Below are 11192 nucleotides of genomic sequence, written 5' to 3' on the forward strand. Positions count from 1 at the left end.
GCTTGAAACATTATTAGATGGAAAATCGATCTGGGTTGAAAAGAATTTAGCCCAAATCTAGGCTGACAGTCACCGATTGAAAAACGGGTAACTGTCAGGTCAAGTCTGAGCTAGTACAGCTTATTTCACCTTGCGCAAAGTAAATGTACTCGCGTTGCTCGCTGTCATTGTACTTTGCACTTAATTCATCCATGAATATCATCGACATTCGTACCTCCTTGTACATCAAAGCCCGATTCGAAAGAGTCGGGCTTTTTTGCGTTTGGAGTAAAGTACTTCCATGTACGTCAAACCCGTTGCAGAAATGCAGCGGGTTTTTTGCTATGTGTGATTTAAAATGCTGTAGCTGCTGGAAATCCACACCGCTCGTATGACAAATGCGCCGGAACAAACATACTCAACACCGAGAAAATGGTTTAAACAGATCCCGCATCGCGTGCGGGATGACTGCGGAGTTGTTAGAGGCGGATCAGAATTGGACCAATATTGAGTCGCTGCTGGAATGGGTTAAAAGTACTGTTTGTTCAGACTCTTTATAGAACGAGTGCTTTTTAAGAAGTCGCTTATATTTCGACTCTTACAGCCCATACTACCGTCATCCCGCACTTGATGCGGGATCTTCTAACAGGCCACACCGTTAGTATGGGTTGCACTGAAATTCGACAATCATTATCAGACTTCAAACAAGAAAAGATCGAATCGAACGAGATAGGCTTTTTGCGTTTATTGTCATTTAAAGAGGCTTGTAGATAGAGCGGTGTTGTCTATTCATCCATTAAGCTGGGTCCCATCGCGCATCTCGATAATTGCTCCTGCATTATTCTACTTCCCCACATCCATGTGGGTCCTTGCGCTCACCTCCTCGAACTGCGAAGCGTTGCTTCGGTTTCTCATCGCCCCTGCGTAAAGTAAATGTACTCGCGTTGCTCGCTGTCATTGTACTTTGCACTTTGCACTTCATTAACTGAGCTCTTTAATTGCTTCGCTAAGCCCATCTAAAGTTAACGGAAACATGCGACCTGCCATCAGCTCATCGATCAGACCAATCGACTGGTAGTAGGGCCAGTGTGTTTTTGGCTGGGGGTTGAGCCAGGCGACTTTATCAAAATGCTGAGTGAGTCTTTGCAACCACACTGAACCTGCTTCCTGATTCCAGTGTTCAACACTGCCGCCGGGGTAGGCTATTTCATAGGGGCCCATGGTGGCATCGCCGACAAAGATCAGTCGATAGTCCCGACCAAAGCGGTTGATCAGCTGATGGGTATCAAGCAAGGTGTTATCCAGTCTGTCGTTATCCTGCCAGACATGCTCGTACACACAGTTATGAAAGTAGAAAAACTCCAGGTGTTTAAACTCGCTGTGTGCGGCGCTGAACAGTTGTTCACAAATCTGAATATGATCATCCATAGATCCGCCGATATCAAACAACATGATAACGTTCACGGCATTGTGCCGCTCAGGGGCCATTTTCACATCCAGCATACCGCCTTGTTTAGCCGTAGCGCGGATGGTTTCGTTCAGATCGAGTTGATCGCTGGCGCCACTGCGGGCAAATTTACGCAGCTGCTTAAGCGCCAGCTTGATAGTGCGATTACTGATATCGCTGTCGGCATCTAAGTTACGGTATTGGCGTTTATCCCATACTTTGACTGCGCGGCGGTGACGGCTGCCATCCTGGCCAATCCGCACACCTTCCGGGTTATAACCGTATGCTCCAAAAGGTGAGGTACCACCGGTGCCTACCCATTTGTTGCCACCGGCATGGCGTTTTTGCTGCTCGGCGAGCCGCTGCTTTAAAGTATCCAGTAACTTATCGAGTCCACCGAGCGCTTTGAGCTTAGCTTTTTCTTCTTCACTCAGGTGCTTTTCAAACTCTTTGCGTAACCAGTCCTGTGGCAGGGCGTTTTGCTGTAACTGGCTGAACAGATCCAGAGATTCCACCCCTTCAAAGTAATCGGCAAAGGCGCGGTCAAACTTATCGAACTGGGTTTCATCTTTGACAAAGATGGTTTTGGCCAGATGATAAAACCCGTCGATGTCGGCAAAACACACGCCTTTATCGAGCGCATTCAGACAGTCCAGCAGCTCCCGCAGGCTGGCTTTGACCCCGTAGCGCCTGAGCGTGAATAAAAAGTCGATCAACATGATCAGCGCTTACCTAAAAAAGCCAGCTTCTCAAGCAAGGTCACATCCTGCTCATTTTTCAGCAGTGCGCCAAACATGGGCATTAATCCACCTTTGTGGCTGCGGTCTTGCAGTGTTTCGGGGTCAATGTCTTCTGCCAGTAGCAGTTTAAGCCAGTCAAGCAGCTCACTGGTGCTGGGCTTTTTCTTCAACCCGGCTACGCTGCGTAATTCAAAAAACACTTCCAGTGCTTGTTTTACTAAGCGAGGCTTAATCGCCGGGAAGTGCACATCGATGATCGCCTGCATCTCTTCTTTATCCGGGAAGTCGATATAGTGGAAGAAGCAACGACGTAAAAATGCATCGGGGAGCTCTTTTTCGTTGTTAGAGGTGATGATCACAATAGGGCGAACTTGCGCTTTAACCTGCTCACCGGTTTCGTACACGTGAAATTCCATGCGGTCTAACTCAAGCAGCAGATCGTTGGGGAACTCAATGTCTGCCTTATCGATTTCGTCGATCAGCAGGACGGGGCGCTTTGCCTGAGTAAAGGCCTGCCACAGCTTGCCCTTAATGATGTAGTTGCCAATATCGTGCACCCGGGCATCGCCCAGCTGGCTGTCGCGCAGACGCGATACCGCATCGTATTCATACAGGCCTTGCTGCGCTTTGGTAGTCGATTTGATGTGCCACTGAATGAGCTCTGTATCCAGGCTTTTAGCCAGCTCTTCGGCCAGCAGGGTTTTACCCGTGCCAGGCTCCCCTTTGATCAAAAGTGGCTTTTCCAGGATCACGGCTGCATTCACAGCCTGTTGCAGCGCTGTGCTGGCAATATAAGACTCGGTACCTTTAAACATAAACTTCTTAACTCTGGTCTGATGAGTAATAGAGGTTCAGTGTGCCACAGCGCAGTCGGGCAGTGCAAATACGCGTCATTCGGCGGCCCCCAGATATGCAAAACGTGGGCGTTGCTGGCCATTTACTTCAACTGTTTCGCAAAACATGCTGAGCGGTCTCACCCAATGATCAAAGTTGCCATACAAGGTCTGGTATACCACCATAGCTTCTTCGGTTTCACTGTGGGTGGCGACAAACAGCACCTGATATTTAGGACCTTTGTAATGCTGGTAAATGCCGGGTTTAAGTTCTTTGCTCACGGTCGTTGCTCCAATTGGGTATAATGTCGGGGTTTTAATTAATAGGTATCTGACATGAATTATATTGCGCTCGATGCGTTCAAGAAAGCCTGGGTGTTTCGTCATCAGGACTTGCCCATTGAAGAGGCCGATCTGGCTCGGATCAAGCCGATGACGGAGCAACGTGCTGCGGTGCTGTGGACTACTATGGTCAGTCGTGAGCAGGATCACCCCGACTTTTTTACGCCCCATGACTGGCCAGGCAAAGAAGAAAACTGGCATGAAAGCCTGGATTGGGAAGGTCCGTGGGAAGCGGGTGAAGCCACCCTGCCAGACACCATTTGTAATTTCCTTAACTGGGAAGACAACACCACAGTGTACTTTTGTATGTCGCGTGAGCTGATCATCGAAACCCAGTTTGATGTATTTAAGCGCACCTGGCAGAACTTTATGTTTCTGGCCGATGGCAGCCTGCTGCTGGGCAAAAAGCGCGATACGGCGGTGATGTTCAGTGAATCCGGAGAAGCCAGGCTCGGCAAGCGACCTAAAAACCTGTAATCGTGCTTGTCAGCCTGATATCGATGGCTTTCATGTTAGTGCGCTATATTTAACCGTGTGGTCGTGATATAACCTCTGTGTAAAGGAGGCATTTTGAACGGTCCAGGTCACACTAAGCAACAAAGCACGATATGGCAGGATGAAGCAACCCGGCTGGCGTATGCTGAGCTGGCGAATGTCTTTTATGCGCGTGAAATACCCGGTTTATCGGCAGAGCCCGACCCGGCGCGGTTGCAAAGGCGCTTAAACAGTCTGCCTTATTACGTAGAGCGAGCCGCCACGCACATTGTGCTTGGCGAAGTGCCCCTTGAGCTTGATAGCCACAACGGCTGCTGGCTGGCTAAGCAAGGCAAATGCCCTCAGTGGCAAGCTGAGCACACCCAGGCTTATTACGCCAACCAGGCCACGGTCGGGTTAGTGGTGCCGGTGCTGGTTGTTGATGGCGGGATTACCAGCCTGTATTTAGACACGCTCGACCAGAGCCGTGACGGCCTTTGGCATTGCAATCAGTTTGGTTGGTTTGATAACTCAGGCAAAGCGCACCGTGATGATGAGTATGCCCAATTGCCAGCAACACGCTATTTACTCAAACCCAGTAAAGCATTAATGACGGCTGCCTGTTGTGGTCACCGCTGGCAATATCATAAAATGTTGCCACCCAGAACACTGGGATTACGTGAAATGTTACTGGCGAGCAGTATAAACTGGCCAAACGTCAGGAAAAAACAACAACGCAAGTAGTGCACATTGCCTGGGGCAATGCATGATCCTGTAAAGCAATTAAGGTAGCCCTGATGCGATATTTCCAACTTGCATTGCTATGTCTGTGTGCATACACCCAATACAATCTGTGGTTCGGGCATAATGGCCTGGAAGACTTCAGACGCATCAAAGCGGCGGTCGATAAACATCAGGCCGCCAATGCCGACCTGGCAAAGCGCAATAAATTACTAAAAGCTGATATCGAAGATCTTAAGCTCGGTCTAGAAGGGGTTGAAGAGCGCGCTCGTCATGAGCTGGGGATGATCAAACCCAACGAAACCTTTATCCGCGTATTACCAAAGAAGCATGATGAATAACATAACCATTGCAGCGGTTGTACCTGCTGCCGGCGTAGGGGCCAGAATGGGGCTGAATCACCCCAAGCAATACCTGAAAATTGGCGATAAAACCGTGCTTGAGCATACGCTCAGCAAACTGGCGAAGGTGCCCAAGCTGGATAAAATCTATGTCGCGGTGAGTGAAACCGATGGCTATTTTGCAGAGCTTGATTTAAGCGCGCTGGCTGTTACCCGGGTGACGGGCGGGCAGGAGCGCGCCGACTCTGTACTAAACGCTTTACTGGCCATGCAAAATACACCACCTGATTGGGTGCTGGTCCATGATGCTGCGCGCCCGCTGGTAGAGGTCAGCGATATCACCAATCTGATTGAGCAATGCTTAACACATCAGGAAGGGGGCATCCTGGCGAGTAGAGTCAAAGATACCATCAAGCGCGGCACCAGCCACAGCGAAGAGACGGTGCCAAGAGAGACCTTATGGCAAGCGTTAACACCGCAGTTCTTCCCTTATCATCAACTGCTCACTGCATTACAGCAGGCAAGGCAAAACAAGTTACAGGTGACCGATGAGGCATCTGCCATCGAGCAGGCCGGGCAACCCGTACGGTTAGTCAGCGGCCGCTCAGACAATATTAAAATTACCACACCAGAAGACTACGCACTGGCCAGTTTTCTGATGTCACAACAAAGCAAAGCGAGGTCACTATGATACGCATAGGTCACGGGTTTGATGTTCATAAGTTCGGTGGCGAAGGCCCGCTAACCATTTGTGGCGAAAAGATCCCCTATAGCCAGGGGTTTATTGCACATTCCGACGGTGACGTGGCCATTCATGCCGTGTGCGATGCCTTACTCGGGGCACTGGCACTGGGCGACATTGGCAAGCATTTTCCAGATACCGCCGCTGAGTTTGAAAACATCGACAGCCGGATCCTGCTGCGCTCGGTGATGGAGCAGGTCAGCGAACTGGGTTATCAGCTTGGTAATCTGGACGTTACGATTGTGGCACAGGCACCAAAAATGCGTCCGCACATTGATGCTATGCGCGCCAACCTGGCGGCAGACTGTAACGCCGATATCGGCCAGGTCAATGTTAAAGCCACCACCACTGAAAAACTGGGCTTTGAAGGGCGCAAAGAGGGCATATCCAGCCATGCCGTGGTGTTGCTGACGAAGGTGGCCTAGTGTGAAAACCTCTGTATCTGATCTGAATTACCTTTACGGTGAGCCTTTAGCGCGGGCTGAGTTTAAGTCTCAGCCGGAAGACTTTATGGTCGATGAAATTCTCGACATTGACTTTACCGGCGAAGGTGAACACGTTTGCCTGCAGATAGTTAAAAAAGGCGAAAACACCGCTTTTATCGCCCGTAAGCTGGCCGAGTTTGCCGGCGTCGCGCCCAGGGATGTCAGCTACGGCGGACTGAAAGACCGTCACGGTGTGTGTACTCAGTGGTTCAGTGTCCCGGTGCCAATCAAGCAGGAGCTTGATTTCAGCACGCTCAACAGCGACAGCCTGTTTGTGTTAAAGCAGGTTCGTCACAACCGAAAATTACGCACCGGGTGTCATAAGGGTAATCGTTTTACCATTACATTACGTAATGTCAGTGAACCGCTGGATCTGTTGTCACGAGTGAATGCCGTGCGTCAGGGCGTGCCTAACTATTTTGGTGAGCAACGCTTTGGTCATGATGGCTATAACCTGGAAATGGCGCAAAGGCTGTTTGATGGTGAGCGGATCCGTGATAAAAAACTACGAGGTCTGGTTATTTCGGCTGCGCGCTCGCATATTTTTAATCAGCTGGTTTCAAGGCGGGTTGCTGAACACGGCCTGGCAAAAACCTGGCATCGCGAAGTCTTTATGCTCAGTGGCAGCAACGCGTTTTTCGAAGAAGACATCAGCGACGAGCTGATAGTCCGGCTGCTCGAGGCAGACATTGTGTTATCGGCCCCGCTGCTTGGCAAAGGCGAAAAAGGTCTCACTGCGCTTGAGATAGAGTGGCTCAAACCCTTTGCCGACTGGTGGCAGGGGCTGGGTGCGTTGGGGCTTAAAAACGAGCGCCGAGCGCTCAGAGTGATCCCCGAAAACCTGACGGTGAAAACACTCGACGCGACCACAGTTCAGCTTAGTTTTGATTTACCAAAAGGGTGCTACGCCACCGCGATACTGCGTGAGCTGGTGCATCATGAAGATGTCAGCCATCGCAATTATGATAAAAAAGGAAGCAATCAAGATGAAGATCCTGCTCAGTAACGATGACGGAGTCCATGCAAAAGGCATTGAAGTACTCTACCAAGCTTTGTGCGAAATTGCAGAAGTCGTGGTGATAGCACCTGATCGCAATTGCAGCGGCGCAAGTAACTCATTGACCCTATTGAACCCATTGCGGGCAACCCCGCTGGAAAACGGCTTTATAAGCGTGAATGGAACACCCACCGACTGTGTACACCTGGGCGTGAACCAGCTGCTGGACGAAGCGCCGGACTTGGTCGTGGCGGGTATTAATAATGGTGCTAACCTGGGCGATGATACCCTTTATTCAGGCACCGTGGCGGCGGCCACAGAAGGGCGTCATCTTGGCTTGCCCGCCATTGCCGTATCATTGTGCTCTAAACGCGAAGCCCATTACGAAACCGCCGCGGCAGTCACGGTTAAACTGATCAAAGCACTGAAAAGCCACCCGCTGCCCAAAGATCAGATCATTAATATCAATGTGCCGGATATTCCGCTGTCTGATCTTAAAGGCATGCAGGTCACTCGCCTGGGTGCCAGACACAAAGCCGAAACCATGACCCGGCAACTAGACCCCTGGAATCGAGATGTATACTGGTATGGTTCATTGGGTCAGGAGCTGGATGCTGGTGAAGGCACAGACTTCTATGCGGTGAAGCAGGGGTATGCCGCCATTACGCCTTTGAAAGTAGACATGACAGCACATGAAAGTCTGGATTCACTGTCAAGCTGGATCGCCGCGCAGGAGTAAGCACATTGCTCAAAAACTACAAACGCAGCGCTGAGGCGCTGGTTGCGACTTTAGGTCGCCATGGGATCAGCGACCCTGAGGTATTAAACTGTCTGGAGATCACGCCCCGGCATCTGTTTGTTGATACGGTATTGCAGCATAAATCTTACGAGAACACGGCGCTGCCGATTGGCCAGGGGCAGACTATCTCTCAGCCGCTGGTGGTGGCGAGAATGACCGAGCTGCTGCGCCAGGCCGGGGTGCGCAAAAAAGTCCTGGAGGTTGGTACAGGCTCAGGCTACCAAACCGCAGTGCTGGCCCAGCTGTTCGACGAGGTGTACAGCATAGAGCGGATAAAAGCCTTGCAATGGCAGGCCAAGCGCCGTTTGCATATGCTGGATTTATACAATGTTGCCATGAAGCATGGTGATGGCTGGCAGGGCTGGGCGTCTAAAGGCCCGTATGATGGCATCATAGTGACAGCGGCGGCAGCGCAGGTGCCGCAAGCCTTACTGGCGCAGTTAGCGGATGGCGGCGTGATGGTGATCCCGGTCGGTGAACAACATCAGGTACTCACTCTGTACCAGCGACAAGGTCAGCAGTTCATTGAAAACAAACTGGCCGAGGTGCGTTTTGTGCCCCTGGTGCCGGGGGCACTTAGCTAGAAGTGACAAAAAAGACGAGAAAATCCAGTTGAGTATGCTAAAGTGGATGGTCGAATTAACAAGCGGAAAGTAATCAAGGCATGAATCGGGCGCGCATCAATACTCTATTGCTATTGTGCTATTTTCTGGCCGCGTGTACGACGCCACACTCCCCAGCCCCGGTTGTTAATCTCTCCAAAGGTAAGACCAGTTATAAACAAAAAATTCAAATAAAAAATAATCAATATAAGGTTAAAAAAGGTGACACATTATTTGCTATTGCTTTTAGTGCAAATAAGGATGTCAGAACTGTTGCCAAAATCAATAAAATTAAGCCTCCTTACACCATTTTCCCCGGTCAACTCATCTTATTAGAATATCCGAAAAAGAAGTATAAATCGTCCAAAAAGCAGCCGAATAAAACCGTAAAATTAACCAATAAAGAACAAAAAAATAACATAACACCGAAAAAAGAGCTTGATCGACCTAAGCAACGAGAGTATGTTCAAAAGCAAGCCAGCGAAAAATCCAGTCATACCAAACAGTTGTCAAATAATAAGGTACGATGGCGCTGGCCCGCAGTTGGTAAGGTGACCCGACGTTTTTCTGTCAAAGAAAACGGCTATAAGGGAATTCAGATTACAAATAAAAAGGGAACATCTGTTAAGGCTGCGGCAAATGGCGTTGTTGTATACGCAGGGAGCGCATTACGGGGTTACGGCAATTTAATCATTCTGAAACACACCGATGATTATCTTAGCGCGTACGCTCACAATTCCAAATTGCTAGTAAGAGAGCAGCAGCAAGTTAAAGCCGGGCAAAAAATTGCCGAAATGGGAGATACAGACGCATCATCTGTTGCGTTGCGGTTCGAGATCCGTTATCGCGGACAGGCCGTAAATCCTAGTAGGTATTTGCCTAAATAATAGCCTATCGACGTAATGATGGAAGACTGTCACTTATTCGCTTGGGGGGATGCTTATGGCTCAAACAGCAAAATTGAATAGTAAAGTAAATCCAGAGTTGGACGAGAAGTTTGATGATGTTTCAGTCGAGGAGCCCAAATCGGAGCTACTCGAAGACATTGAAAATGATGAAGAGCTTTTCGCCAAGGACGACAGCGTTAAGAATTTAGATGCAACTCAGTTGTATCTGGGAGAAATTGGCTTTTCGCCACTGCTCAGTGCCGAAGAAGAAGTGTATTTCGCACGTAAAGCGCTTAGAGGCTGCGAGGCTTCACGAAAGCGTATGATCGAGAGTAACCTGCGTCTTGTGGTAAAAATTGCGCGGCGTTACAACAATCGCGGACTGGCCTTGCTTGACCTGATTGAAGAAGGAAACTTAGGCCTGATCCGGGCCGTTGAGAAGTTCGATCCGGAACGGGGTTTCCGCTTTTCTACTTATGCAACCTGGTGGATCCGTCAGACCATTGAACGGGCCATTATGAACCAGACGCGCACCATTCGTTTACCTATCCATGTGGTTAAAGAGCTTAATGTGTACCTTCGTACAGCACGTGAGCTGACGCAAAAGTTGGATCACGAGCCAACTGCCGAAGAAATTGCAGAATCGCTCGACAGACCGGTTGAAGACGTCAGTAAAATGTTGCGTCTGAACGAAAAAATCACTTCTGTGGATACGCCCATCGGGGGCGATAATGACAAGGCATTGCTTGACATTATTGCAGACGAACGGGGTTATGAGCCGGAAAGCGAAGTTCAGAACAAAGACATTAACCGACATATTGTCGACTGGTTAGGTGAGTTAAACCCGAAACAAAGAGAAGTCCTGGCACGTCGCTTTGGTTTACTGGGCTACGAGCCATCAACGCTGGAAGATGTAGGTCGTGAAATTGGCTTAACACGTGAGCGTGTGCGTCAAATTCAGGTAGAGGCACTGCGTCGCTTAAAAGACATTCTGCAACACGAGGGGTTAAGTACCGACAGCTTGTTTGAACAAATGTAAGCAAAGGTGCAGCGCATGTTTTTATCGTCTCATTTTGTTAGCTGAATTAGTCTAGCGCTGCCAGAAACATACTCGTAGAGTCATTCCGTTGTTTGAGTGACTCGCGCATCTCTCCAACACACTCCCTGTTATTACTTTATCTGTCGTCACATCAAGACATTGCGAGAAAAAAGCTGAGCCTGACGATTCTCAGTGCGCGTTTTACAATGGCGCTCCGTATATATAGACAATACTTTGCTCTGTACGCAGTACATTGCCTTCCTCTTCTCAAAACTCAGTAATCGCGGGCAGCGAGCCGGGAAGTATTAGCAGGCTATTCAGAGAGCCTGTTATATGCACCGCATCGACATACAACACCGTCATCCTGCCTGCGAGCCGGGAACTACCAGCAGACCATCCTGAAAGCCAGCTATTTGCACCACATCCACAGGCCATACAGTTAACCTTTAATAAACACCACAAGTACCGCAGGCAGTAAGTGAGGTTTCATGCCCGGTGTAAGGTCATCTTGTTGAGTCGCCGGTGAGCAGATCCCGTGTCGAGCACGGGATGACAGGGAAGAGCGTAATATGGAGCTGCAACGGATAGAATGAGTGCGGAAACAGTATCTCAGGTTTCGTATTTACCGTCATCCCGGCCTGCGAGCCGGGAACTACCGGCAGACTATTCAGAAAGCCAGTAATATGCACCGCATCGACATACAGCACCGTCATCCCGGCCAGTGAGCCTATCTCTTAGTCACAT

General features: G+C 49.6%; 13 protein-coding genes. 10 read left to right on the forward strand and 3 right to left on the reverse strand.

Annotated elements, in window-relative coordinates; all coding sequences use genetic code 11:
• Positions 1-960 precede the first annotated feature (960 nt).
• The 3 genes from C3B51_RS21615 to C3B51_RS21625 form a co-directional block, all read right to left on the reverse strand.
• Positions 961-2145, reverse strand: coding sequence for a vWA domain-containing protein (locus C3B51_RS21615; RefSeq protein ID WP_125721896.1), 1185 nt, complete (start codon positions 2143-2145; stop codon positions 961-963).
• 2 nt (positions 2146-2147) lie between these two features.
• A complete protein-coding gene (locus tag C3B51_RS21620; protein WP_054016048.1) occupies positions 2148-2981 on the reverse strand; it encodes an AAA family ATPase in 834 nt (277 codons plus the stop codon).
• Between the two features lie 75 nt (positions 2982-3056).
• Positions 3057-3281 (reverse strand): DUF1653 domain-containing protein, encoded by a 225-nt coding sequence (locus C3B51_RS21625; protein WP_240701949.1) that lies wholly within the window; start codon positions 3279-3281, stop codon positions 3057-3059.
• A gap of 54 nt (positions 3282-3335) precedes the next feature.
• On the opposite strand from C3B51_RS21625, the gene C3B51_RS21630 reads away from it, so the two are divergent.
• The 10 genes from C3B51_RS21630 to rpoS all read left to right on the forward strand — a co-directional run bounded on the left by C3B51_RS21630 (position 3336) and on the right by rpoS (position 10448).
• Positions 3336-3818, forward strand: a complete 483-nt coding sequence (locus C3B51_RS21630) for a DUF2947 domain-containing protein (protein ID WP_130246360.1) — start codon at positions 3336-3338, stop codon at positions 3816-3818.
• A gap of 93 nt (positions 3819-3911) precedes the next feature.
• Positions 3912-4559 (forward strand): hypothetical protein, encoded by a 648-nt coding sequence (locus C3B51_RS21635; RefSeq protein ID WP_130246361.1) that lies wholly within the window; start codon positions 3912-3914, stop codon positions 4557-4559.
• A 53-nt stretch (positions 4560-4612) separates the two neighbouring features.
• Positions 4613-4897, forward strand: a complete 285-nt coding sequence (gene ftsB / locus C3B51_RS21640) for a cell division protein FtsB (RefSeq protein ID WP_046007301.1) — start codon at positions 4613-4615, stop codon at positions 4895-4897.
• Positions 4887-5588: a 2-C-methyl-D-erythritol 4-phosphate cytidylyltransferase gene (ispD, locus tag C3B51_RS21645; RefSeq protein ID WP_130246362.1), complete on the forward strand. Its 702-nt coding sequence runs from the start codon at positions 4887-4889 to the stop codon at positions 5586-5588. The genes ftsB and ispD overlap by 11 nt, the downstream gene beginning before the upstream one ends.
• Positions 5585-6064 (forward strand): 2-C-methyl-D-erythritol 2,4-cyclodiphosphate synthase, encoded by a 480-nt coding sequence (gene ispF, locus C3B51_RS21650; protein ID WP_046007299.1) that lies wholly within the window; start codon positions 5585-5587, stop codon positions 6062-6064. The genes ispD and ispF overlap by 4 nt, the downstream gene beginning before the upstream one ends.
• A gap of 1 nt (position 6065) precedes the next feature.
• Positions 6066-7130 (forward strand): tRNA pseudouridine(13) synthase TruD, encoded by a 1065-nt coding sequence (gene truD / locus C3B51_RS21655; protein WP_130246363.1) that lies wholly within the window; start codon positions 6066-6068, stop codon positions 7128-7130.
• Positions 7111-7860, forward strand: coding sequence for a 5'/3'-nucleotidase SurE (gene surE, locus C3B51_RS21660; protein ID WP_046007297.1), 750 nt, complete (start codon positions 7111-7113; stop codon positions 7858-7860). The genes truD and surE overlap by 20 nt, the downstream gene beginning before the upstream one ends.
• Before the next feature lie 5 nt (positions 7861-7865).
• Positions 7866-8504, forward strand: a complete 639-nt coding sequence (locus tag C3B51_RS21665) for a protein-L-isoaspartate(D-aspartate) O-methyltransferase (protein WP_125779428.1) — start codon at positions 7866-7868, stop codon at positions 8502-8504.
• A gap of 80 nt (positions 8505-8584) precedes the next feature.
• Positions 8585-9409 (forward strand): peptidoglycan DD-metalloendopeptidase family protein, encoded by an 825-nt coding sequence (locus tag C3B51_RS21670; RefSeq protein WP_046007295.1) that lies wholly within the window; start codon positions 8585-8587, stop codon positions 9407-9409.
• 55 nt (positions 9410-9464) lie between these two features.
• On the forward strand, positions 9465-10448 hold the full coding sequence (rpoS, locus tag C3B51_RS21675) for an RNA polymerase sigma factor RpoS (RefSeq protein WP_046007307.1): 984 nt from the start codon (positions 9465-9467) through the stop codon (positions 10446-10448).
• Positions 10449-11192: the final 744 nt, after the last annotated feature.

The sequence above is a fragment of the Pseudoalteromonas rubra genome (assembly GCF_004212645.1).
In the GTDB taxonomy this organism is placed as follows: domain Bacteria; phylum Pseudomonadota; class Gammaproteobacteria; order Enterobacterales; family Alteromonadaceae; genus Pseudoalteromonas; species Pseudoalteromonas rubra_G.

Coding starts and splice junctions, on each gene's coding strand:
- C3B51_RS21620 (WP_054016048.1), bottom strand. CDS start 2,981: ATGTTTAAAGGTACCGAGTCTTATATTGCCAGCACAGCGCTGCAACAG.
- C3B51_RS21615 (WP_125721896.1), bottom strand. CDS start 2,145: ATGTTGATCGACTTTTTATTCACGCTCAGGCGCTACGGGGTCAAAGCC.
- rpoS (WP_046007307.1), top strand. CDS start 9,465: ATGGCTCAAACAGCAAAATTGAATAGTAAAGTAAATCCAGAGTTGGAC.
- C3B51_RS21670 (WP_046007295.1), top strand. CDS start 8,585: ATGAATCGGGCGCGCATCAATACTCTATTGCTATTGTGCTATTTTCTG.
- C3B51_RS21630 (WP_130246360.1), top strand. CDS start 3,336: ATGAATTATATTGCGCTCGATGCGTTCAAGAAAGCCTGGGTGTTTCGT.
- ispF (WP_046007299.1), top strand. CDS start 5,585: ATGATACGCATAGGTCACGGGTTTGATGTTCATAAGTTCGGTGGCGAA.
- ispD (WP_130246362.1), top strand. CDS start 4,887: ATGATGAATAACATAACCATTGCAGCGGTTGTACCTGCTGCCGGCGTA.
- ftsB (WP_046007301.1), top strand. CDS start 4,613: ATGCGATATTTCCAACTTGCATTGCTATGTCTGTGTGCATACACCCAA.
- surE (WP_046007297.1), top strand. CDS start 7,111: ATGAAGATCCTGCTCAGTAACGATGACGGAGTCCATGCAAAAGGCATT.